Source organism: Spiroplasma endosymbiont of Sarcophaga variegata (assembly GCF_965178695.1).
Lineage (GTDB): Bacteria > Bacillota_I > Bacilli_A > Mycoplasmatales > Mycoplasmataceae > Spiroplasma > Spiroplasma poulsonii.
Genome location: NZ_CBCXVU010000002.1, coordinates 804,710 through 830,410, shown reverse-complemented (window position 1 = coordinate 830,410; position 25,701 = coordinate 804,710). Strand labels below are relative to the sequence as shown.

At 27.9% G+C, this 25,701-nt stretch carries 23 protein-coding genes; 1 reads left to right on the top strand and 22 read right to left on the bottom strand.

Annotated elements, in window-relative coordinates:
* Nucleotides 1-125 precede the first annotated feature (125 nt).
* The 17 genes from ACOBME_RS06050 to ACOBME_RS05970 form a co-directional block, all read right to left on the bottom strand.
* The gene (locus tag ACOBME_RS06050) at nt 126-281 is read right to left on the bottom strand and encodes a hypothetical protein (RefSeq protein ID WP_338964838.1); all 156 of its coding nucleotides are present in this window, start codon (nt 279-281) and stop codon (nt 126-128) included.
* A 63-nt stretch (nt 282-344) separates the two neighbouring features.
* Nucleotides 345-1,997, bottom strand: a complete 1,653-nt coding sequence (locus tag ACOBME_RS06045) for a hypothetical protein (RefSeq protein ID WP_419334666.1) — start codon at nt 1,995-1,997, stop codon at nt 345-347.
* Nucleotides 1,998-2,099: 102 nt separating this feature from the next.
* Complete coding sequence (locus tag ACOBME_RS06040) at nt 2,100-3,014, bottom strand: ABC transporter permease (protein ID WP_338964832.1); 915 nt, start codon at nt 3,012-3,014, stop codon at nt 2,100-2,102.
* Nucleotides 3,014-5,179, bottom strand: a complete 2,166-nt coding sequence (locus ACOBME_RS06035) for an ABC transporter permease (protein ID WP_338966578.1) — start codon at nt 5,177-5,179, stop codon at nt 3,014-3,016. Before ACOBME_RS06035 ends, ACOBME_RS06040 begins: the two co-directional genes overlap by 1 nt.
* Nucleotides 5,163-6,728 carry an ABC transporter ATP-binding protein gene (locus ACOBME_RS06030; RefSeq protein WP_338964829.1) on the bottom strand — a complete coding sequence of 522 codons (1,566 nt, stop codon included), beginning with the start codon at nt 6,726-6,728 and terminating at the stop codon, nt 5,163-5,165. Before ACOBME_RS06030 ends, ACOBME_RS06035 begins: the two co-directional genes overlap by 17 nt.
* Nucleotides 6,729-6,742: 14 nt before the next feature.
* On the bottom strand, nt 6,743-8,143 hold the full coding sequence (locus ACOBME_RS06025) for a BMP family ABC transporter substrate-binding protein (protein WP_419334663.1): 1,401 nt from the start codon (nt 8,141-8,143) through the stop codon (nt 6,743-6,745).
* 294 nt (nt 8,144-8,437) lie between these two features.
* Complete coding sequence (locus ACOBME_RS06020) at nt 8,438-8,704, bottom strand: hypothetical protein (RefSeq protein WP_338964823.1); 267 nt, start codon at nt 8,702-8,704, stop codon at nt 8,438-8,440.
* Nucleotides 8,670-9,587 (bottom strand): hypothetical protein, encoded by a 918-nt coding sequence (locus ACOBME_RS06015; protein WP_338964820.1) that lies wholly within the window; start codon nt 9,585-9,587, stop codon nt 8,670-8,672. Before ACOBME_RS06015 ends, ACOBME_RS06020 begins: the two co-directional genes overlap by 35 nt.
* Nucleotides 9,588-10,151: 564 nt before the next feature.
* Nucleotides 10,152-12,932 carry a hypothetical protein gene (locus ACOBME_RS06010; RefSeq protein WP_419334661.1) on the bottom strand — a complete coding sequence of 927 codons (2,781 nt, stop codon included), beginning with the start codon at nt 12,930-12,932 and terminating at the stop codon, nt 10,152-10,154.
* A 108-nt stretch (nt 12,933-13,040) separates the two neighbouring features.
* The gene (locus ACOBME_RS06005) at nt 13,041-14,030 is read right to left on the bottom strand and encodes a hypothetical protein (RefSeq protein WP_419334659.1); all 990 of its coding nucleotides are present in this window, start codon (nt 14,028-14,030) and stop codon (nt 13,041-13,043) included.
* A gap of 196 nt (nt 14,031-14,226) precedes the next feature.
* The gene (locus tag ACOBME_RS06000) at nt 14,227-15,189 is read right to left on the bottom strand and encodes an IS1/IS1595 family N-terminal zinc-binding domain-containing protein (protein ID WP_338963247.1); all 963 of its coding nucleotides are present in this window, start codon (nt 15,187-15,189) and stop codon (nt 14,227-14,229) included.
* Nucleotides 15,190-15,321: 132 nt separating this feature from the next.
* On the bottom strand, nt 15,322-15,663 hold the full coding sequence (locus tag ACOBME_RS05995) for a hypothetical protein (protein ID WP_338964812.1): 342 nt from the start codon (nt 15,661-15,663) through the stop codon (nt 15,322-15,324).
* Nucleotides 15,664-15,673: 10 nt separating this feature from the next.
* Nucleotides 15,674-16,213 carry an L-threonylcarbamoyladenylate synthase gene (locus ACOBME_RS05990; protein ID WP_419334657.1) on the bottom strand — a complete coding sequence of 180 codons (540 nt, stop codon included), beginning with the start codon at nt 16,211-16,213 and terminating at the stop codon, nt 15,674-15,676.
* A 22-nt stretch (nt 16,214-16,235) separates the two neighbouring features.
* Nucleotides 16,236-17,660 (bottom strand): polypeptide chain release factor methylase, encoded by a 1,425-nt coding sequence (locus ACOBME_RS05985; RefSeq protein ID WP_338964807.1) that lies wholly within the window; start codon nt 17,658-17,660, stop codon nt 16,236-16,238.
* 34 nt (nt 17,661-17,694) lie between these two features.
* Entirely contained in the window at nt 17,695-18,552 is an 858-nt protein-coding gene (gene prmC, locus ACOBME_RS05980) for a peptide chain release factor N(5)-glutamine methyltransferase (RefSeq protein WP_419334655.1), read from the bottom strand.
* Entirely contained in the window at nt 18,552-19,628 is a 1,077-nt protein-coding gene (prfA, locus tag ACOBME_RS05975; protein WP_338964802.1) for a peptide chain release factor 1, read from the bottom strand. Before prfA ends, prmC begins: the two co-directional genes overlap by 1 nt.
* A gap of 113 nt (nt 19,629-19,741) precedes the next feature.
* Nucleotides 19,742-19,927 carry a hypothetical protein gene (locus ACOBME_RS05970; RefSeq protein ID WP_419334653.1) on the bottom strand — a complete coding sequence of 62 codons (186 nt, stop codon included), beginning with the start codon at nt 19,925-19,927 and terminating at the stop codon, nt 19,742-19,744.
* 101 nt (nt 19,928-20,028) lie between these two features.
* Between ACOBME_RS05970 and ACOBME_RS05965 the strand changes: the two genes are divergently transcribed.
* The gene (locus tag ACOBME_RS05965; protein ID WP_338963247.1) at nt 20,029-20,991 is read left to right on the top strand and encodes an IS1/IS1595 family N-terminal zinc-binding domain-containing protein; all 963 of its coding nucleotides are present in this window, start codon (nt 20,029-20,031) and stop codon (nt 20,989-20,991) included.
* A 24-nt stretch (nt 20,992-21,015) separates the two neighbouring features.
* Here ACOBME_RS05965 and ACOBME_RS05960 read toward each other — a convergent pair whose 3' ends face one another.
* From ACOBME_RS05960 to ACOBME_RS05940, 5 genes are all read right to left on the bottom strand, one after another.
* Nucleotides 21,016-21,201 (bottom strand): hypothetical protein, encoded by a 186-nt coding sequence (locus ACOBME_RS05960; protein WP_419334651.1) that lies wholly within the window; start codon nt 21,199-21,201, stop codon nt 21,016-21,018.
* Nucleotides 21,202-21,217: 16 nt separating this feature from the next.
* Nucleotides 21,218-21,802, bottom strand: a complete 585-nt coding sequence (locus tag ACOBME_RS05955; RefSeq protein ID WP_338964796.1) for a thymidine kinase — start codon at nt 21,800-21,802, stop codon at nt 21,218-21,220.
* Nucleotides 21,802-22,767 (bottom strand): DHH family phosphoesterase, encoded by a 966-nt coding sequence (locus tag ACOBME_RS05950; RefSeq protein WP_338964794.1) that lies wholly within the window; start codon nt 22,765-22,767, stop codon nt 21,802-21,804. The genes ACOBME_RS05955 and ACOBME_RS05950 overlap by 1 nt, the downstream gene beginning before the upstream one ends.
* Before the next feature lie 16 nt (nt 22,768-22,783).
* On the bottom strand, nt 22,784-24,709 hold the full coding sequence (locus tag ACOBME_RS05945; protein ID WP_419334649.1) for a hypothetical protein: 1,926 nt from the start codon (nt 24,707-24,709) through the stop codon (nt 22,784-22,786).
* Nucleotides 24,710-24,816: 107 nt separating this feature from the next.
* On the bottom strand, nt 24,817-25,701 hold the full coding sequence (locus tag ACOBME_RS05940; protein WP_419334647.1) for a hypothetical protein: 885 nt from the start codon (nt 25,699-25,701) through the stop codon (nt 24,817-24,819).

The following is a 25,701-nucleotide window of genomic DNA, read 5'->3' as shown; positions in this document are numbered from 1 at the left end:
ATTAACCTCACTTTTCACAATATACGCTTATAAATTTTATATTGGTTTAGAAGAAAAGTCAATCATTTTGACCATTTCCTTATCTTTTTTAAAATCTTTTTGTTCACTATTTATCACAAGCCTTACTACTCATGACGGTCACAGACAAAAATTTCATCATCAGTTGCGCCAACCATTGCTTGTTTCATCTTTCCGAATAAAACTCCCGCAGCGCCACCAGCAACTCCTTGTTTTTCTTGTTCTGCAACACATTTAAAACATTTTGGATTAAAATCTGCCATCTGTTTTACCTCCTTTAAGGTCTTCTTAATTTTACTAAAAAATAATTAAGTTTTGCAACTTAATTATTTATCAATTAAAATTCATGCTCATCATCCATGCTGAACATTAATATCTCCGGCATTTGAACCATATGCTGTATAAAAAATTGAATTCATACGATCTTGGCCAAAAGTAAATGCTAAGCAAAATGATCCGTTTTTATAATTAAAAACAATTTTGTCACGGGTTGGTTCATAATCATTTGGTCCCCCAATTCATAATGACTTGTCCTTAACTAGATTATGCAAATTGAATAATTCAAGATCAGGTAAATTTTTTGCTATCTTACTACGTTTAAAATTAGTTAAGAGTTTTTTAAATATTGTATTTGCACTACTAATATCATTTTTAAATTCTGCAAAAAGACTATCCCCAACATGAAAAACACTAGTGTTTTTAAAATTATTAGCATCACTACTTCCAAGAACTCGTTTTTTTAATTCAACATTATAGTATTTATGAAATGCTACAATAATTTTCCCAAAATTAATTAATTTGCTATCTAATCCTTGGCGACTAATTAAAATATTACTTTCAAAAGTTTGATTATTAATTTTTAAAGTTCCTGCCAATGGTAAACCATATAATGAAATATAATTTAAATTAACATTTAATTTTGCTAACATCATATTGTTATGATCAACATTAAAAATTGGTAAACTTTTCTTATATGCTGTCACAAAATTTTCTGGTGTTAAACCAATTGGGTTAAGACCTTCACCAGCTCAAAGCGCGGGTTGATAGTTTCCAATATCAGCTTTTTCTGGAATTTGACCGGAATTTTCTGCGGTTATTGTTCCAGAAATTAAACGCATTAATTTTTTATTTCCACCATTGTCAAATACAATTGCATCACGAACTGCTTGGTCAATTTCAGAATCTTCTCTAATCATGTTCTTTAAATTAATAACAAAAATGTCATCCAACGGTTTAACATCCATATTATAATTAATTTGAAAATTAGTATAAATTGAACGAAACTTGTCATTGCTATCAATAACTACTTTTTGATAATTATTAAAGAATCTAATTAAAATTTTAGTAATTGTTTGAATTGAATTTTGTAAAAGTTTTTGAATTTTTTCTGGTTCATTTGTAATAATATAAGTAATCGTAAACGGCATTAATTGATTTAAATTTTTAAAACTTAAATTTAACACAAACTTATATTGTAATTGCACCGCTTTAACGCCCGCCACTGGGGTATTGGTTAATTTACCAATTTTATCTAAATCAATATAATTTAACGTAAATTTACTTTGTTCTTTATCAAATGTTAATGGCACCGTATCCAAATAATAATTTGAATATTCTCGAATAATTTCAAAATTTAAATTATCAAAAACAGAGCGAAAACCATTCTCAACGTTTTCTAATCCCAAACTAATCTTTGGGTCTGTTTTATCAAGTTCGATACTTTGCTGATCTTTATTAACTAAATCATAAAAAGGGGTCAATTCTGAAAAGACATTTGAATCCTTCAAATTACCATTATTATCACAATCAGTAATAACAGAACTAACTTTACTAGAAATTTTAGTTAAATTTATCATATCATTTTGTAAATTTGAGTTGTCATAATCATTAACAATATTTTTCTTATAACAACCCGCCAGATTAATTGGGACCCCTGTTATTATAGCCGAAATGGCAAAAATAGTTAATAGTTTTTTCATTTTTTTTCCTCCGAAAAACAATACCTTTTGTTTCCTATTATTATTATAAAAAAGCAAGTATTTAACTAAACATAATAAAAAAACAACCAATGGTTGTTTTTTTTACCGCAGGGACTTATCAAAGGGAATTCCTGACGCTTTTGGAATTTTGGAATATTTGGAAAATGCGACCATTGTCACTAACGCTAAAACAAATGGTAATATTTTTAGCAATTGGTTTGATGGATCAGCAATATTTCAACCAGTAAATCGTCATAATGTTCCTGCTAACGCAATTAAGAAACTAAATAAAACAGCTCCTAAGGTAATATATTGAATTCTTCATTGTCCAAAAATCATAATTGCTAAGGCAATATAACCTTGGCCTTGTACATCACCACGAAATTGACCTGAAACATAATGGGTAAACATTGCACCAGCTAAACCAGCTAAACATCCTGAAATAATAACCGCTTTATACCTTGTTTTAATTACATTAATTCCAGCAGCATCAATTGCATTTGGATTTTCGCCACATCCAGCGTAGCGAATTCCTGTTTTAGTAAATCTAAAGAAAACAAAGGTAAAAATCGCTAGAACAATTGCAATAATTAAAAAAATATTAATAATTTGTGCTCGATCGATTCCAATTGTGCTAAAACCAGTTTGAATCATATTTCCGGCAGCTAAAGCTGGAATACTAACAAAGAATAATCCTAATCCTGTTGCTAATAAGTTTAAAGCTGTCCCCGAAATTACTTGTTGTGCTTTTAAAGTGATTGAAGCAAAACCATGCAATAAGGCAAATGCTCCCCCAACAATTGTGGCAATTAATAAAGCAATGATTTGCATGCCATTTCCATATTGTGAAAGAACTTTTCCTAACAATGCATAGACTAAAGCCCCAATAATCATCATTCCATCAATCGCAATATTAATAACACCAACTCGTTCTGAATATAACCCCGCCATTGCAGCAATTAATAATACAGAAAAAAGGACCGAACCATTGGCAAATAATTGTGAAACTGCTTCCATTAGTTTTTTCCTCCTTCTTGTGCTGACTTATGATATGCTGATTTCTGACGAAGATACTCTGTTTTTAAAATTTTATTATCTTCACCAACAGCCTTAATAATTGTATTTAACTTCTGATTTAATTCATTTCTTCACTGCGGTAAATTTGTCCGATGTTTTTCTTTAACAACTTTATTTTCAACATCAAATTGTTGTTTCATCGTTGCTAATTGTATTGTTAAATCTTTTTTTAACATCACTACTTCTTTTTTAATCCCAGGATCATTTTTTAATTTAACATCAATTGCTTTTAATTCATATTTAATTTCTTTTCGTGTCTGGTAATTTGTTATTTTAAACTGACACATTTCTTTCCACTGTTGATGTTTTAGTTTTTTAATTTCTTGATTTAATTGTTTAGTAACAACCTTTTCTTTACTTTGCAATGTTTTAAAATCAGTTAAATATTTTTGTTGAATTTCATCAAAAACAGGATAATAACTCTCACGCACCTTTTTAATGGCATCCTCTTGTTTTAAGATTAAATCACCATATTGTGTTTGTAATTGTGCTAATCTAGCATATAAATCTTTTTTCGGTAGACCATAAAGTTGAGAAAGTTTTTGTTTTGTTTGTCCTTTACATTTTTTAACTGTTTGAACATAATTTCGTTTTAAAAAACTAGCTTGTTGTTTTTTTGCTAAATATTCATTTTTTACTTGTACAAAATGATCCATCGCTGAACCAAGAGCAATAAAAACGGCTAAATCATATTTTGTTTTAATTCCTCGTTGCCCAATTTTTGCTGCTTCTTTGTATTTTGAATTTGTAAAGAAACGCATTTCTGTTTTTAAAGTTGTAATCTTTCCAGCATATAATGTTAATTCATCATTAATTTCTTCACGATAAGCTTTAATTAATTCCTTATCTCCTTGCTGTTTTAATTCATGGATTTTAACTCGATACCTTTTATTGATTGTTTTGATTTGTCTCTGATATGTTTTAATTTGTTGCTTATATTCATTATATTCTTGTTTTCAATCAACATAATGGCGAATATTTCACCAACGACGAATTCAAAAAATTGGTTTGAAGTAAATAAATAGGGCCGGAATCGCGGTCATATAAATAATAATCCCAAAAATTAATTGTCCCATTTGTTTTGACATTTGAAAATCTGGTAATTGCGTTGCTTGTAACGCTGCGGTTTTAATGATTCCTCATAATAAAGCAATTGGTAAAATTGCAACACCATTAGTAAAAGCAACTAATGCAACAGCAATCGCATCAAATCCAACCACCGGCAAAGCATCCGTTGTAAACCGCAAGACCGTTGATTGAGTCATATAATATAGCATTCCTAAAACACCAGCTAGTCCACCCGATAAGGCCATTGACACAATCATATAGGCACGAACGTTTGTTCCAGCATATAGTGAAGCATTTCTTGATTTTCCAACCGCTTTAATCCGAAATCCTAATACTGTATAATTCATAATGAAGATAACTGTTAGTAATAATAACATTGCAATAATAAATGGAATAATTCATGTTTGACCATTTAATGTTAAATTAAAATTAGGAGCAGCTGTAACAATATCAATTGTTGAATTATGATTTGAATTTCACATCCCATGCGCGGGATTCATAAACATTCATTTCATCACATATCAAACAATTCAATTTAACATAATTGTTGAAACAACTTCATGAATATTAAAATACGCTTTTAGTGCACCAGCGATTGCTGCTAAAGCTGCTCCAACTAAAATTGAAATAAGCAACGCTCCAACAACACCAGCTCCTTGACTAATAGCTGGATTTTTTAATCCTAAAACAATTGTCATACTACCAGCAAGGAGCATTTGTCCGGGAACTCCAATATTAAATAGTCCCGCTTTAAACCCAACCGCAACAGCTAACCCCGCAACAATATAGATTGCTCAATATGTTAATGTTTGGTCTTTTAATAAAGGGTGGAAAGCTAAACGAAAAACATAACTAAAGAATAACAATGGATTTGAAGCATTTGCACCAATAATAATAAAACTAAGAATAGCTCCCGCAATAATGGCACAAACAGATGCTTTAAAATAATTCATTTTTGTTTTGAATTCATTTGAACGAAAGAAAATTTTGGTTTTTTGTCTTAACAATCAGCCATAACTTTTAATTTGCTTTTGCATCAATTTGAGTTCCTTTCTGCTGATATGTCCCAGCCATCATTAAGCCAATTTCTTCTCGTTTAACCTTGTTTCCAAAAACTTCACCCGTCACCCTACCATTATGTAAAACAACAATGCGGTCAGCTAAACTAATAATTTCTTCTAATTCATAAGAAACAAGGAGCACTGCGTTACCTTGTGCCTTTTCTTCTAAAATTTTATTATGAATGTATTCAATCGCACCAACATCTAATCCCCGGGTTGGTTGAACAACAACTAAAATATTATGCTGACGTGATAATTCACGACCAATAATTAGTTTTTGTTGATTACCACCAGATAGTTCTCTTGTCATCGCAAAACCGGAGTTAGCACCACGAACATCATATTTTGTAACAATTTGTTGGGCATATAACTGAATTGCAGCTTTATCTAATAAACCATAATTTGAAAATGGTTCTTGATTAATATTTTGTAACACAACATTATCAATTGCATTAAAATCTAAAATCAAACCATACTTATGACGATCTTCGGGAATATGTGACATTCCATTTTGATAACGTTCATAAATGCTTTTCTTCGTAACATTAATATCATTAAAAATTATTTTTCCTGATGTTACTTTTTCTAATCCTGCTAGAGCATTAACTAACTCAGTTTGCCCATTTCCTTCCACTCCGGCAATCGCAACAATTTCACCGGCCTGAACCGTTAAATTAAAATAATCTAAAGCCATTAAACGCGTTAATCCTTTTTTCTTTACTGATAAATTTTCAATTTTTAATAAGGCTTCCTTTTGTAGGGCTTTTCCATCATTTTTAATAGCAACCAAATTCCGCCCAACCATTGCTTCAGCAATTTCTTTTTCGTTTTTATCTTTAACCTCAAATGTTTCAATAACTTTTCCACGACGAATAACCGTCGCACGATCAGCAATTTTTTTAACTTCATCTAGTTTATGTGAAATAAAAATAATTGTTTTTCCATCTTTTTTTAGATCTAACATAATTTTTAATAACCTCTCAATTTCTTGTGGTGTTAATACTGCCGTTGGTTCATCAAAAACTAAAATGTCAGCACCACGGTATAAAATTTTTAAAATTTCTACCCGCTGCTGCATCCCAACTGAAATGTTGGCAATCTTTGAACGAAAATCAACTTGTAAATTATATTTAATCGCAATTTGGGCAATATCTCGTGTTTCTTTTTGTCGATCAAGAAATACTTTACCAATTACTTTTTCATATCCTAATGTAATATTGTCTAAAACAGTAAAAATATCAATTAATTTAAAATGTTGGTGAACCATCCCAATTCCTAATTTATTTGCTTTAATTGGGTTGCTAATGTATTCTGGTTTTCCATTAACAAGAATTTCACCTTTTGTTGGTTCATATAACCCAAATAAAATACTCATTAAGGTTGATTTTCCAGCCCCATTTTCACCAATCAAAGCATGAATTTCACCTTTTTTAACTTTTAGGGTAATATCATCATTTGCAATTAAATCACCAAAAACTTTTGTAATTGACTTCATTTCAATTGCATATTCATTATTATTTGCCATTACTGTGTCCTTTCTTATAAAGCTGCTTCAATTGCATTTAGAATATAATCTTTTAATTTATCACTACTTTGATAAGTATTTGCTAATGTTTTTGAAAATACTTGTACAGCAACCGGTGGTTGTCCTTCAATCCCACGTGAATACACATCTTGTAATACTTCAACAATTTTATCAAAAACAGTATCTTTTGCATGTTCATCTGTCTCGTTATGAATGAATGCAACAGTATCATCATTAATTGCCTTTGTTTTTTCAATTCCAGTTCAAGTCGGATGTTGAATTGATGATTGATCAGTATTAATTCAACAGTCAGGAGTTGCTTTACTATTATCTCATGTTTTATTATCTTCTTGATAACCACACGTTGATGAATAAATATTTTTTAATGCTTCTGAAGTTGAAGTTGCAATTTCTTTTAAAGCACTTGTCACAACAATTTCTTCGCCATAAATTTTTGATTGCTCCGTATCAACCCCAATAACTTTTGCCATTGATTTATTATATCTAATTCGATCAATTGTATCTTGTGTTTGCGGTCCAGCAACTGGAAAAATAATACTTGCTTTACGAGAAATCAATTCATCAGAAATATCTTTGCCTTGCCCAACCTCAAATGATTGTGAAAATCATGATTCATTACTTTTAACAACATTTTGAACTTTTCCAATTGGTTGTAATGCTGTAACCCTTGGATTCATTTTTTGTACTTGTTTTAAAATATCATTTTTAATTTGATATAGTTTTGGGAAACTACTATCATTAATAATTGTATTGAAGGTATCAGCTGCAACAATAAAACCTCACATATAGTTTGAAACAGCACCAGGGTTATCCATTCCACCATAGGTCGCAATTTTTAAACCATCAGGATATCTCTCTTGATTAGCATTCAATCATAAAGCTGCTGCAATGCCAGCAAAGAAACCAGAAGATTCAGCTTCATAAGTTATTCCAATAATATTTTTTGCTAATGGTCTTGTTGTATCCATTCCCAAGTGAATATTTTGGCTACTTCCATCAATATAAATAATATTTTGTGCCACTTCTGCTGCTCAGCCAATTGTATTACCGTGAGCAAACCCTGGTAAAATGATCGTTTTAGCTCCAGCAATATTTGCCGTTACATAAGCTGTTTTAAAATCAGAAGGGGTTTGACTTGCTGGTTCAAAATAACTAGCTCGTCAATTACTTTTTTTCCACTCTGCAGTGGTAATTTTTGGATCTTTTTGCGAAACAACGTATTTACTTGCTCCATCTCATGCTGATTCATTAAATGATGCATCAGTAATTGTTCCAGCATCAGTAATAACCCAAATATCACTATCAAAAGTGTATTTTTTTGCACAAGCGACAAGAGAAGTACCTGAAGTTGTTATTAACGTTGATACTGTTAGAAAACTGAGCAATTTTCTCATCGTGTGTTTCCTCCTATTATATTTTTAATTTCTATTTGGCAATTGAATATTCCCTTTTATATTATATTTATGATTTTTAAGACGCCAGCAATGTAATATATCATTGCTAATTTATTTTTAACATATTTTTAAGAGAAAAGAAAGGAGGTAGTTTTACTTTCCAAATAAAAAAATAAATTCATATTAACTGAATTTAACTTTTTTATAAATTTATTGTAATTAAATAAAAATAATATCTTTGAAAGATTCTTTCCTCTTTAAAGATATTATTTTAAACTAAAACTTTATTCTTATTTATTTTAAAGTTAAAATATAGTTTTTACTAGTACGCTCATCAATTAAAAAAGCCGAAGTTGGTGTAAAACAATCCATTGCTAACGCTTTTAGCGGAACTGGTGTTATTAAATAACCACGGGCATTAAGAATATAACTTATATCCATTGATTGTGCACCAATAATGATAATGTTATCGTTAACCATAGCATAGTTATTTGTTAACATATTAGGAATTATTCTAATAGTACCGTTATCTGCTAAAAATCAGCAAGTATCTCCTGACATTCCAAAAGCTACATTTCCATTCCAACATCTTTCTTCACCAGTACCTGCTGCTGCTGTCGCTGTCAAGTTTCCATCTTCATCAATAAAACTTCCTTTCATTGATTGCAATGTTTCCTTTTGAATCATTGAATTTATCATAAGTTGAAGGTTTAAAGATACTGATTTTTTTAAAATTATCATGAGAAATTCCTCAATTATCATTAATCATTACTAAGTTATCTGCCATTCCATTAAAACTAGTAACTTTCCCTGCTTCTTTATCAACAAAATAAGTTTTGTATGTTTTTCCATCTGAGAAAATTGCTGAATATATATAGCTATTATTTGTAACTTTTGAAAAAGTTACTACATTAGAGCCAATAAATTTATAGTTACCTTGTGCGTCAATTTCGTACATATTACCAGAACTAAATCCAATATTAGTAATTTCTACATATAACATTAAATTTGAATTAATTGCCATAAAATCTCAAACACCAGAAAACGGCACATTAAGGGTTTTAACCACACCTGATGTATTAACCAAAACGAAACTTGATCCCAAATTAATGATGCAATTAGTTTGGTCAAAGGAAAATACTAATTGTTGTTTAACCACCACCCCTGGTGTCACTTTGACGTTTAAAGCAACAAAATTATCATTCCCTTTAACTAGAAATACTTCATTTGTTTCTCTTTCAACTCCAATTCCAATTGAATCAGTTCACTTAGATAATATTCTAAAATTCGTAGTCATTTCTTCTAATGAATAATATTCTGTAATTTTATCAATTTTATTATTAATACTTTTTGCATGATTGATATGATTAATACTACTTGCTCCCGTACTTATAGAAGCCCCTGTTAAAATAGCAGGAATAATAAATGTTAACATTTTTTTCATTTTTATGTTGCCTCATTTCTTAATCATAAATTATGCATCATATAATTATGATGTACCTATATAATACCATAAGTTAATATTTGCTTTTAAAAACAAGACATTTATTTAAATAATTAAAAAGCAAAAAATGCTACTTTTTATTTAAAAAATAGCATAATTTACCGTTTTTACATATTTATAAGAAAAAAGCAAAAAATATTGCATTATTCTTAGAATTTATATATAATTAATCTGTGATTAAAAAAAATGACTTTACCAGTCAAATAAACTACTCTTCTCAGTCAGGTTTCCAAAGCGACTGAGTTTTTTATTAGGTTAATTTAGTTAATATTCATATTAATACAAACATTAAAAACATGATTTTGTAATTCAACTGGTAAAGTCACTAATGAAGGGAAGGTCATACATAGCACCTCCATTAATGTAGATATCCTGATCATCTACTACAGTAAGTATAACAGAAAAAAATAAAATTGTCAAATTTTCTATTTTTTATGGTATAATACTTTTTCAAAAAATTATAATGGCTTGAATTACTTTAATAAAAAAATACCTTGGATTTACCTAAGGTATTTTTTTATTTACTATTTTTTTACAGAATGGACAATTACTTTCATAAGGAATGTCTTGCTTTGTATATTTTGAAATATTATGTAAATTAAGATGGTTATAATCAACCTGCGGATTATTGTTTATCATCATTTCGTCTTGTCCTGAAGAAGGATTTTTTGCCCGATAATAACTTCCCGAACAATATGGAACATCACTAGCACTAGTTGCACCATATGTATTTGAATATCCTTTTTTATTGTATAAATTATAACGTGTTGAAGCTAAGTTAAGATCATCAATTTGTGGATAAAACTGATCAATCGGTACTACCCCATGATAATTAACATATTTTTTTGTTTCAACATCTGCAATTTTTTTTGCAAAATCAGTTGATTTTGTTTCTAATGTTTCTACTTTTAAAGTTAAACTAGTTAAATGTTCTTGTACTTCACCCAATGTTTTTGTATGAGCTGATTGCAAATCAATTGAATTTTTAATTAGATCTTCTAACTTTTCAAATCGGCAATCAAAATTGTTATCACATTCTGGTTGAAGTGCAATTGACCCCTGCTCTGGTTCTAATTTTTGTTTCACTGGGGTAGTTTCTACCACTGGTGGATCTTTTTGTTCAATTTCATATTCAATTACTTCGTCATCAAGATTTGAAAAATCCCCATTCATAATTTTATTATCTAGTTCATCCAAACTATATGATATTTCATCATCTAAAGCTAGTTTAATTTCTGATTGTGTTGATTTAATTTCCGATAGTACTGATTTAATTGGTTCACTTACAATAACATCGTCTAATAGTTCCCCATCATTATTATCATGATCATCAACTAATTCATCGTTAATATTTTCTAAGTTATTTACTAACTGTCTTTCTGATGGTGAAGCTGTCATTTTGTTTTCTTCAACTGGCGCATTAAAACTTGCTATTTTTTCAGCAGTTGCTAAAACAGATTCTGAAGGTTCATCTAAAATTGAATTATTATCAATTGCTGCTAATTCTTCCGGCATTGTTTCAACATGCTCATTATTTTCAAATGTTATTATTTCAGCATCAGGGCCTTTATATTCAATTCCGGTTGGAGATCCTTCACTATGAAGATCATCCAATCCTTCTAATTCTGCAAATGTATATCCGTGACTGTCATCAATATAATTAATAGTTTCTTGGGTCTGACTATCTGATGATTGAATTTCGGATAATAATTCACCATCTAATTTATCAATATTATAATTTTTTGGAGTAAAAGTAAGATCTTCTTGCGGACTATCTTGCACAATTTCTGTTGCAACAGTTGTCCCAAAAATAACCGTACCATCATCAGTACCAATATTCAAATCATTGGTAATTAAATCATCTGTTTTTGTCAAACTATCAAGAATATCATTATCTTCTTTACTACTACTTGTTTCATTTGAAATGTTGTCTAAAATATCATTATTTGAAACAATAGCATTTTCATTCAGAAAATCACTTGTTGCTTGTGAATTATCTCCAAAAATTTCAGCAATATGCATCATTTTCAAATGCTGATCAGAACCTAATTTTAATTTTGTTACTAGACCGTTTGCTTCTTTAGCAATTAAATTATAAATCTTAGCTTTCTTTTTAATTGATTTAGTTGGTGCATTAGTATTTTGAATTTGAACTTCCTCTTCAATCAAGTTTTTGATATTAAGAGCTTGCTGATACATCTCATTTCATTTATTGTAAAGTTTCTTTTCTTTTTTTGTTAATACTCTTGCATCAGAAGATGAAGAATTTAATATCCCATCATTTAAAAAATCAAAATCAATTTCTTTATCTCTTGTTGGTTCTTCTTGTTCTTCATCATTTAAATTATCATTTTCTTCTAAAACTGCTGTTTTATCAACAAAAAGTTCAACATCAGCATTAACTGTATGATCAGAATTAAGATTAGTTTCTGTAATAGGAACATTAACAATTTTACCTTCTAATGCACTTGTTTCGGGCTCAACATTTACCGTTGTTGCAACTAATGGTTCTTCCACCTTTACTGGTTCTACTGGTATATCTTTAATAAGCTCTGTTGGCAATGGTGGTTTTGTTAAATCATTCAGCTTACTTACTTCTGAATTAGAAGGATTTGACACTACATGTGTCATATCACTAATTAAATTTGCTAATTCATTTTCATCAACATCACTCTTACCAGAATTAAATAAATTATTTAATTCATTTGATGTAAACATTGCATTTGATTTTTGGGCCGATGATTTTTTATTATCATCCGCGCTTACGTAATCATTGTCTCTGAAATTTTTTCCGGTATCTTCGATCCCTGCGGTAGTAACGCCAACTCCCATAGTTGCGCTTCCATGATACTTTACCTCTTTATTTACCTCTCTTTCAAGTTTTTTATCTTGATGGTAAATAACAATCATATTTCGTTCTTCAACAAAATTTTGTAAAGCTTCTACATCAAATAATGACGATTCAATAAATAATAAAGCAACAAAGATGAATGCAGCAAAGATTAAAACAGCTACTTTTCCATATACTAATGAAGCAATAATTAATGTGACAAAAATCATTTTGATATATGATCTTGCAATTCGTTGTCCTTTCTTAACACGGTTAATTTGAAATGATACTAACGTAATTGCTGCTAAAGCAACAAAGATTGATAATGCGTTAATGGTATATGCCCATGCATCACCAGTTAAACCATTTAAAATTTCTTCTTGTTTAAAAATTGATGTTTGAAAAATATCATTTATTGAATTAAAAATTGTTGGAAGCGCAACTTGTTGAATCACCAAGATATTTAATATTGCCGCAAAAATTTGAACTATTGCACCAATTATGATTAGGACTCATCCTAAGGTTACTAAAAATGTAAACATATCAACTTATCCTCCTCTAATTTACTTTCCGCCACGCATAGCTCAATAATCAAACCCAATTGTTTCATCATCTTCTTCCTCTTCAACTGGGACAAAATTTTGCATTGGTTGGGGTGCTTCTTCTTCTACTTTTGGTGCTGCTTGTTCAACAGAATTATCGTCTTGGTCATCTCTAATAATGTAGCATTTATCAAAAACACTAATTTCATGTTTTATTAATTGGTCTGTTAAATTATTACCATAAACTTGGGTAACATAAGTCTCAATTAAAACCGGATTTAATGCAACAATAAATTTAAATTGAATAATTCCTTTAAAAATTGCATATACTAAACTAAAAACTGTTTTAAACTTTGCATATCCAACTAAATCAATGTTGTTGAAAATTATTACAATATTATCTTTAATCTCATATGCCCGTAAAATGTCTTCGAATTCTTTCTTAATATATTCTAGCGGATCATCAAATTCTAATTCATTAATAATTACCACTGAATTTGAATCGTTAGTTTGTTCTGATAATTCATTGTTTCGTAACGTTCTTGCAAACAATTTAACACGATCTCATAAAACTTTTTTATCTTCTAAACTAACTTTTGGTAACCATTTAATAATTCTCTTAAGTAGGAATAAGAACGGTGAAGCATATAACTCAATACGTAACAGATCAATATTAACAAGTGGCATTAAAAAAAATGAACTAACAATTTCCGACATTGAATCCTGGTGTTGATTATCAACGATTGTTAAGAAATACTGCATCTCATTATTTTTTTCTTTAAATGTTTTTATTAAATCACGAACAATTTCATAATTTGATAATACCATGCCATCAATCTTACCTAATTCTTCTTTGTTTATATTTTTTTTAATTTCATGCCCACTATTTTTAAATAAACCTACTGCCATCCCTGCATCCTCATTAACAACTTGTGTTGAATTCATTTTTTGTTCATTGCTCTTTGAATTATTTGGCTTTGTCTCTTCTGTATTTAATTTTAAATTTTTCATTCGTTCGAATGGATTGATGTACACGTTTAGCCCTCCTGCATCATTTCTCCATATTTAAATTATATCATATTTACTAAAAAAATTGTAAAAAAATTGCTTTAATTTTGTCGAAAACTCTTGATGAAATAAAAAAAATCATCAATATGACAATTTGAAAACTAATTTTGTGTAAGATTATGATTTTGCTTTAAATTTTTTAAACGTTAAAATATAATACCGTTGATTGTTGGTTTGGTGTTAAACCTTTGTGTTGGTATTTTCATTTTCAGAGCTTTAAATAATTTTGAATATTAGTGAAACCCAAACCATGATAATGAATTAAGGCTTCTTTAAGACTGGATTGTAATTTACTAATCTTATTTAACTTTTGATAACTAGTATCAGGGTTTGTACTAGTTTTGGTGGAATATAGAGTAGAATTTGTTTGTTTTGCTACTAATAAATATAGTGGTTGCATATCAGAAATAATTATTGATTTTTCTTTAATTAGTTGCTTATTCATATTTTCAATAATCCATTGTTTTTGTAATCTTTTGGTATTGGTGGATTGAACAAAAATATTATTATTGCTATCAACTGCCATTTGAATACAGCATTTGGTATCAGTTGAAAATGGATCGAGATGAGTTTTTCGTTTATCAAATTTATCTTTAAAATTGCCTTTATGAATTTCTTTAATAAATGTTTCATCCATTTGGATTTGACCATTTAATTTTTTAAATTTTAACTGTGTATTTTCTAATTGTTTTGATTGCATTAATTTTTGTCGATTATATCAAGCGGTTTTTGGGGTTGTTTTAATAAAACGAGAAATTATTTTACTAGATTGTCCTAACAATGAAATTTGAATTAATAAATTTCACTGTTCATAATTTAAATGACTTCAATAAGTAAAATGATGACGAAATGCATCAAAACTAGCACGACATTTTTTACATAAATATTTTTGTTTTCCTTCGGAATTATGACCATTTTTAACACAATGAAAAGATTTGCAATTAGGACATATAATGCCTTTATCTCTAAATTTTTGATCAATTTCATTTAAACGTTTTTGTTTTTTAATTAAGTCTGCTTGTTGTTTTATTTTTTCATAAAATTCTAAAAATTGATCATCTGTTAAGCTATTTATTAATTCTGTAATTATTTTTTTCATCATTTATTTACCTCTATATATTAAAAATATACCTAATTTTAGGTATATTTTATAAATATCAAGAGTTTTCGACAAAATTAAAGAAAAATTGTAATTTAAAGTGCAATTTGGTATGATATTATTCTTTTTATAAAATTAATCTTCTTCCTCTTCTTTTAAATCCGCCAGTTCTTTTTCTAAACGTTTAATTTTCTCTGCTTTCGATTCTTTATTTTTATTCTTATCCTTTTTGCGATAATCATCAAATAATTTTCTTGTCCCATCTTTAATGTTTTCTCGATTCATAAATAAAAAATGGCCCATGAAATAACCAGTTACTCAAATTCCTAACAATAAAACACTCATTAAAAAGGCAACGGTATATGCTTTTTGATCAATAACAAACATCGCTGTAAAAGCAATCGTTAAAATAATTAAAATAACAAGATTAACAATTTTATATCATGATCATTTTTTGGTTTTATTTTTTTCTACCATTGTTTACCTCTTATCTAATAAATTCTTTTGTTAAAGAATTATAAATTTTTGAAGGACGATTATATAAATACCCATCATTAACAATAATATCAACATCAAATTTTTTTAGCTCATTAAATTCTTTTGCATAATTTTGGCCGCTAATATTAACGCTTGTCCCATAAATTGGTCCCACTTTTTTAATAATTTTTTGCAATCATTTTGACTTCGTAATTCGAAGCCCAATTGTATTATCACTAGTGATATTATACTGACTATTAATATCACTTTTTATGTTACCTATTATAGTAATAGTTTCATTTTTTTTAAAAAGTTTTAGATCTTCATATGTTAAATCAATAAATTTTTTTGCCATTTGAATCGAACTAACAATTACTGATAAATACATTCTTTCTGAACGGCCTTTAACTTTAAAAATTCTTGCTTTTGCTGTTTGTGAACTAATAATACATGTCATGCCATAAATTGTGTCGGTCGGAATAATAATAACATTCTCCGCCAAATAACCCGCAATAATTTCTTTGCGTTCTTTTACTGTATATACTTTCATTTTTTACCTAACCCCCCTTATCTTATAAATTTTTAGAATTTACTCTTACTTGTTCTTCATAATTATTATTACTTTTAATTTTTGAAATATGAGAAATGGCAATGATTGATAACACACCAATAAAAGAAGATAATAAAATTCCACTTGCAATAAGTTCGCTTCCTTGTAATCAAAAATAATTTAGTTTTGTTGTTCCAAAAAGTGGTTTCATAACTGTTTCTTTAAAATGATCATTTTGGCTATTTCAATAGTTAACCGCTTGTGTCATTTGATACTGTGAAATTAAAAACATTACTAGCGATGTTCCCGTTACAATTAAAAAACTAAAATAAAAACTAATAAATCCTTTTTTGGTTAAATTTGGTTTTTTAATCATTACGAAACTAAATGCAAATAGCATTGAAATAATTAAAGAGGAAAAAATAATTGGTGCAATACTAATAAAGAACGGTGATCCTGGCATTTTACTTGTCATATTGAAATAATCAAGATTTGGTTGATCTAAAATACTACTTGTTCCAGGAATAATAACATTAATTGTTAACTCTGAATATAAATAAGAATACAAAATAAATCGATTTGCATCGGTAAAACTACTTCCTATAGTAATTGTATAAATTAGTTGCGGAATAAAAGCAATACTTGAAAAGAAAATGACTCATAATGAAATGTTAAATTCATTTGGAATTAAAAATAAACTAATAATTTTCTTAGCAACACTCTGATTAAAAGTGTCTTTTAAAACAACTAATTCCTCCTTTTTATTTAAGTTGACATTAGTATTTAATAACCATTCTAATTTAAAACCAACTTTTAGCATAATAAAAATAATAAAAATCATCTGTAAACCTGTAATTCATCAAATCACATTAATTCCAATTCATGCCAACGGATAAGGATTTTGAGTTCCTGATCCTGTTGCTAAATTAATTAATATTTCAATAATTGCATCACGATTAGGAGTTCCTGGTTTAATCATATTATTAATATTTTCAATATAGTCAGGACCAGTATACCCTCCTTTTAAAGATCGACATCATTCGGTAAATAAATCATAATAATACTCTGCAAATGAAAATAGTAAACACGTAATAAAAATAAAAGAAGTAATAGTAATTGTTCCAATTAACAACATACGATTATTAAAATTAATTGTTCGTTTTTGATAGTAAATATAAAAAACAGTACTAATAATTGCACCAGCTAACGTTCCTAAAGCAATATATGGCAAACCAAAAATTAAAAAGCGGTTTGGCAAATTAGAAGTTGTAAAAGTTTCTAACACTTCTTTCGGTGTTGTTTCCGTAAATGCAAAGAAATTCTTTAAAATATCATCATTGTGCGAAACAACAATAAAAACAAAATATGGCATCATAATAAATAAAACTACTAAAAATGCAATACTAATAATGCAAATTCTTTTGATTTTTTTAATCTTATCATCCATACTTTCACCTCACACCTGAGCTCTTATTATTTTACTACAAAATATTAACAAATAACATTCGTCATTTTTTATTTATATCTTTTCTAAAATAATATTTTTGGTTTGGGAAATATTCTTTAACTAATTTTTCTAATGCTTTTTTTTGATCATAGCTATGTTCAAAACATAAAAAACCATTTTTATTAACAATTTTTTGTCAATTCTTAAAAATCTGAAGATAAAAAAATAATCCATCATTATCACCAAATAGAGCGACATGCGGTTCATAATCTTTAACACGATGACTAATCTGTTGGTTGCTTGGAATATAGGGCGGGTTACATACTAAAATATCGGCTTTAATCTTATTTTTAATAAACGGTTCTAACATATCACCCTTTAATAATTGAACATTTTTACAATTTAATTGTTTAATATTTCTTTTTGCAACATTCAAGGCTAATGGTGAAATATCACTAGCATAAATTGTTAAATTTGGATTTTCTAACCCCAAGCTAATTGCAATTGCTCCACTACCGGTTCCGACATCAATTAACGTTAATGGTTTTTTACCTTCAACAAAATTATCATCAATTAAAACATTAATATTATCCACCAACTCTTCTGTTTCATAACGTGGAATAAGAACGTTGTCATCAACATAAAAATCATAACCATAAAAACTCTGTAAATTAGTAATCTGTTGAATTGGTTTTCCATTTTGATATTCAACTAACTTTTGCCAATAATCATCAACCTTAAAATTAATTTTTTCATTTTGAACGGCATATAATTTAGCTAATGATATTTTCATAAAAAATGCTATCAAAGTTTTAACATCAGCAAGATAATTATCAATTTTAGACGCTTTAAGATACTCTTCTGACTTTTCAATTAATTCGTTAACTGTCATTAGTTTCCTTCCATTTTCAATCTTTGTTCTTCATTAATTAAAGCTGTAATAATTTCATCAAGATTACCTTCCATAATTTGATCTAACTTTTGTAAAGTTAAATTAATACGATGATCAGTAACTCGATTTTGTGGATAATTATATGTTCGAATCTTCTCACTACGATCACCAGTTCCGACTGCATCTTTTCGCAACGTTCCTCGTTCTTCATTAATTTTACGTTGTTGTTCTTCATACAATTTACTACGTAAATGTTGCATTGCTAATGCTTTATTATCATGTTGACTACGACCATCTTGTGATGTAACTACAACACCAGTTGGTAAATGGGTAATTCGTACCGCTGAATCGGTGGTATTAACATGCTGTCCTCCAGCCCCCGAAGCACGATATGTATCAATTTTTAAATCAACTGTTTTAATTTCAAAATCAACCTCTTCAATTTCTGGTAAAACGGCAACTGTCGCAGTTGAAGTATGAACTCGTCCTTTGCTCTCTGTCTTTGGAATTCGTTGTACCCGATGTGCACCTGATTCAAACTTCATTTTTGAATAAACACGATCACCTTTCACCATAAATGAAATTGTGGAAAACCCACCTGCTTCTGATTCATTTTCTTCAATCACTTCAATTTTTCACTTTTGTTGCTCAGCATATCTTAAATACATTCGATATAAATCACCAGCAAAAATATTTCCCTCATCACCACCAGCAGCACCGCGGATTTCAAAAATAACATTTTTTTCATCATTAGAGTCTTTTGGTAATAACATCACTTTTAACTCCGCTGTAATTTGTTCTTTTCGAATTTCTGAAGTCTTAATTTCTTCTTTAGCTAACTCAATTAATTCTTCATCTTTTTCATTTTCTAAAATTGCTTTTGCCTCATTAATATTATTTAAAACATTTTTATAAGTTAAATATAATGCAACAGTATCTTCTAATTGTGCTTGTTCTTTTGCCAAACTAGTTAATTTTTTTACATCATTAACTATTTCTGGTTTTGTTAGTTCTTCATTAATTAAATTTGACCGCTTCAACATTGCTTCTAATCGTTCAACTGTTTTTTGATTCATTTTATCCACCTCTATTTATTCAGATACCTAGCAATTATTATAATATATTTTAAATTATAATGCCTAATTTAATATATTATAATAAAAATAAATCATAATAATTAATGATTTATTTACTGATTGGCAATAATTTCTTGAAATTTTGGTAATTTTCTTAATTGATCAAGGAGGGTTAAACGATACTCACAACTCTCAAAGGTTTTTTTAACGGGATGTTTAGTAATAATCTTTTGACTAATTTTAAAAACATTGCCATTAACAACAACATTATCATTTTCCTTCGCCATTAAATTTTCCATAATTGTAATTTTAGAATTAATCTTTAATTTTGTCGAAAACTCTTGATATTTATAAAATATACCTAAAATTAGGTATATTTTTAATATATAGAGGTAAATAAATGATGAAAAAAATAATTACAGAATTAATAAATAGCTTAACAGATGATCAATTTTTAGAATTTTATGAAAAAATAAAACAACAAGCAGACTTAATTAAAAAACAAAAACGTTTAAATGAAATTGATCAAAAATTTAGAGATAAAGGCATTATATGTCCTAATTGCAAATCTTTTCATTGTGTTAAAAATGGTCATAATTCCGAAGGAAAACAAAAATATTTATGTAAAAAATGTCGTGCTAGTTTTGATGCATTTCGTCATCATTTTACTTATTGAAGTCATTTAAATTATGAACAGTGAAATTTATTAATTCAAATTTCATTGTTAGGACAATCTAGTAAAATAATTTCTCGTTTTATTAAAACAACCCCAAAAACCGCTTGATATAATCGACAAAAATTAATGCAATCAAAACAATTAGAAAATACACAGTTAAAATTTAAAAAATTAAATGGTCAAATCCAAATGGATGAAACATTTATTAAAGAAATTCATAAAGGCAATTTTAAAGATAAATTTGATAAACGAAAAACTCATCTCGATCCATTTTCAACTGATACCAAATGCTGTATTCAAATGGCAGTTGATAGCAATAATAATATTTTTGTTCAATCCACCAATACCAAAAGATTACAAAAACAATGGATTATTGAAAATATGAATAAGCAACTAATTAAAGAAAAATCAATAATTATTTCTGATATGCAACCACTATATTTATTAGTAGCAAAACAAACAAATTCTACTCTATATTCCACCAAAACTAGTACAAACCCTGATACTAGTTATCAAAAGTTAAATAAGATTAGTAAATTACAATCCAGTCTTAAAGAAGCCTTAATTCATTATCATGGTTTGGGTTTCACTAATATTCAAAATTATTTAAAGCTCTGAAAATGAAAATACCAACACAAAGGTTTAACACCAAACCAACAATCAACGGTATTATATTTTAACGTTTAAAAAATTTAAAGCAAAATCATAATCTTACACAAAATTAGTTTTCAAATTGTCATATTGATGATTTTTTTTATTTCATCAAGAGTTTTCGACAAAATTAAAGGAATTAATTGGTAAATTTTCAACAAAGTGTGCTTTAAGTTTGATAACTGTTCTTGGTTTACTATTTATAATAAAATATGCTTCTGCATTTAATCCTGCTTTTGTTAACATTTTTTTCCTTTCCAACTTAATATGTTACTTCATGGCAATGTCGACAACGAGCTTCATATTTATCCTTTTCGCCAATTAAAACAATGGGATCATAATAATTAGCTGGCTTACCATTAATCAACCGTTGCGTACGATTTGCTAAATTTCCACATTTAACACAAATTGCATGCAATTTTTTAACTTCTTCTGCGCGAGTCATTAATTGCTCAACATTAAGAAATGATTCGCCACGAAAATCTTTATCTAAACCATTTACAATAACAATGATTCCTTTATCTGCTAACGAATCAGCAGCTTTAACAATATTGTTATCAAAAAACTGAACTTCATCAATTCCAACCACATTTGTTGTTGGCTCAATTCGACTTAATAATTCTGCTGAATCTTTTACTGGCATTGCTTCAACTGAATTTTGACTATGACTAACAACTTTATTCTCACTATATCGGTTGTCAATTTCTGGCTTAAAAACTTGAATTTTAAATTTAGCATAACTTAACCGTACTAAACGACGAATAAACTCTTCTGTTTTTCCAGCAAACATACAACCCGTGATTACCTCAATTCATCCCATTTGTGCTTTACTATTTAAAAAATACATTATTCACCTTCCACATATTTAACATTATTTTTAATTAAAATACTTAAATCGGCTAAAATTTTCTCAGTATCTTCTCACTGATAAATTCTAGCACCGCTAGCTAATTCGTGGCCTCCACCATTATATTTTTGAGCAACACCATTAATAATATAAGTATTACTACGAATACTTATATTAATATAACCTTCTGCTTTGTTTTCAATTAATAACATTCAAATTTTAAATTCTTTAATATTGCTCATAATATTAACTCATGGTTTAACAGTTTCATAATCCATTTGATGTTCTTTTAACATTTTGTCTGTTATTTTAACATAACTAATTTGATCATCATAAACCATTACTTGTGATAACAAATAATTTTTAAAACACGCATTTGTTCATGATTCTTCATATAAATTGTGATAAATGTTTTGCAAATCAAAACCTTTTGCAAGTAATTGCCCTGCTAACGTCAAAGTCTCAAGAGAAGTTTTGTTATACATAAAACGATTAGAATCAGTGATAATCCCCGTAAAGATTAATCTTGCCGCTGCTGCTGAAACTTTTAATTTTGATGTTAAAACTAAATCAGCAATCATTTCACTAGCTGCAATTTTATTTGCATCAACTCATTGTAAATCTCCATATGGTGTTACATTGGGGTGATGGTCAATTTTAATAATTTCTTTTGCTTCTTGTCAATATTTACTATCAATTCGTTCAACATTACCTGTATCTGTCACAATTACTAAAGCTCCACGATAATCTTCTTGTTTAACAAGATCAGGTGTTGCTAAAAAAGCCAAATACTTACTTGGTTCACCATCAACCAAAACTTTTTTAATAGGAAAATTATCCTTAATAAATTGTGCTAGTCCAAACGCTGAACCATAAGCATCACCATCTGGTGAAATATGACGCAAACAAATAATAGTATTATAATCTTTAATTTTTTGTAAAATTGTTTTTTTTAAATTTTTCATTTTAAAATTCCTCACTTTAAATGTCAATAACTAAGTTATTACTACTTTTATTATAAATTAATAACGCATGTTTATCAAAATATATTGTAGTCATTCTCTTTAAATTTAATTCTTTTTCAGGAACTAAGACTTTTAAAATCATTTTATTATCAGTTTCAAAAAAACAAACAATTGATTTCCCAATTTTTTTAATTGTTTTAACTTGGCCTTTACACATTAAATGTAAATCCTTATTAAAAAATTTTGTTTTTTCAAAGGAAATTAAATTTGGGTTAATCGCTAATCAACATTCTTTTTGGTCAACTAACTTAATTTCTTTTGGTAGCTTAATTTTAACTTTTTCATTCATGAGGATATGATCTTTTTCAAAATACTGCATTGAAAAAATATTTTCAGAACTATTGTACATTGTTTGATATAAATGCATTGTTTCGGGGAAAAACTCAGCCTGTTCTTTTGTCATTAATTTATAATTATTATTTTCATCAAAGAACAATAACTTAGTAACATAGTTTTTAATATTTTCAATGTTTCTTGTCAAAACTAAAAACGTCATTTGCGGATTATAGTTTTTTAACGTTAATAAAATATCATTTAATTCAATTGCTTCATTATGTGTTAAATTATCAAAAGTATTATGCAAAATAATCAATTCTTTATTTGTTAAAATCGCATTAATTAATCTAATCTTTGTATGATCAAAACTACTTAGATTTTTGGTAATTTTAAATCAGTTCATTTTAATATTTAAATTACTCATTAGTTCTTTTACTTGTTCAAATGCTTGATTATAAACTGTAACAATTTTTTCATTTGCCGCAGCAATCACAAGGGAATTATCTTCTTCACGTTGGATTAATTTATCATTTAATAACGCTAAATGGTACTTATGAAAATATTCAAGAACTTTTCCTTTAACAATTGTTGCTTCATCTGGCAACAAATTTGAAATTAGTTGTTCTTGTTTTTGATTATAATTAAACCATTGATCTTCTGCTAGTTTCAATCAAGTAACAACATTAATTGAATTACTTTTATGTAAAATCCCTTTAATAATATTTTTTCGTTCACTATCACGCATAACAGTATTAAGAACGTTCAGACGATATTTTTTTAAAGCTTTTCTTGCTTTAATTAGCTTATATCGTTCATAAAGAATTTTAGTTTGTAAAGTTTTTAAATACTTTTCACAAACAAGTTTATCTCCAATAAATCCAAATTTTTTATTTTTAATCTTTCTTTTTTTGGCAATTTCATAACAATCACATAAATAATCCAATTCAGAAATATAATAAATCTTATCTCATAAGGCTTGTAAAAACGCAAGAAAACCTTCGTAAACACGAATCTCTTCTTTTTTATAAGTGTAGGTATGTAAACTTTGAATTAGAATTGAATCCTTATCATCTTCTAAAATTTTGGCAATTTCCTTTTTATGAAATTCACTAATTTGTGTTAAATATGTTTCAATTCATTCTTCCTTAATCCTAATTGAATTATGAAAATATTCATTAATGATTTTATCTGTTTTCAATATTAAATCTTTTTTATTTAAGTCATTACCTATAAAAACTAAATTTTTATAACGATATTTATTTTTAATGTATTTTAAAGAACTATCATGCAAAAATTTTGGTATTTTTAGAATATGATAAGCTAATCGTAATTTCGTTGGCAAAAAACCTAACCGTAATGTCCCCGGTGAAACATAACCAATTTTTCGTTCCTTTGGCAGTAAAGCAGTAATGTTTTGATTATTTAAATAAATTTTTCCACTATGTGGTTTTTTCTTTCCTAATAGAAGTTTTAAAAAATATAACTGTGAAAATTTATTTTCAAAATAAGTTCCTAGAACTTCTTGACTGTTGACATCAAAGTTTAAATCAGTAAAAATATTTTTTTTATAGCGTTTATATTTTAAATTACTAATTTTTAGTCCCATTCAAACACCACTCTTCTAATCATTTTTATTATACCCAAATAAAAATAATAAAAAACACTTATTCTTAAGTTAATAATTTTATTAACCCCCATAGTGTTTTATATAAATTACATAATTTTATATCTAATTGGCATCCCCAAATTTAATCGTGGATGATAATCTAACCCCTCAATATTTAACGTAAAATTAAATGTTGTACTAATTTTTACTAAACTATTTGCAGGTTCATCTAAACTCTTAATTTGATTACCCTTTGGTGGAATAATTTTTTTAAGATTAAGTTTTTTGTTAAGACCCGGATTTTCACTAATAAAACTAGCAATAAAAGTAGCTGCTTTTTCTTGTAAATAATTTATATTTGCGACATTATTTACATCATTAAAATCTAACTTACTATTATTAATTTCAATATCATTTTGCGCAATATATGCATTATATTTTTTTAAAACAAATCGATTTAATTCATCAGTTTCATTTGGAATAATTGGAATTTTAAAAATTATTTTTTGTTCAACATTCATATCAGTAAAACGCATTTTTCAAGCACCACTCTCTAACCATTTTTCCGCTACTTTTAAGCATTTCACAGCCAAGGTAACATTAACCATTTGATTTTCGTCAAGTGTCAATTCTTGACAACTAAGAATTGTAAAAGTTGCCGCAAATGGATATGCTAAATAAAATCAAAAATCAGGAATATTTGATACATCCTTTGCAAACCCTAATGGAGCAATTTTGCGTTGTGGCAAATTTAAAAAAAGTGTACTCAATTGATCACTTGTGGGTTTAAACAAGTATTTTTGGTTTCCCTCTTGTTTGCTAATACCAAAGGATGGATAAATATCACCTTGCATAATTGTAAAATTATTTGGTAAGGTTGGCAAATCTTCTTCGCTCTTATTATTTTGACTTAAATTTTGACAACTAATTAAACTTGTTGTTGATGTTACGGTCAACAATAAAACTAGCAAATTAGCTAATATTTTTTTCAT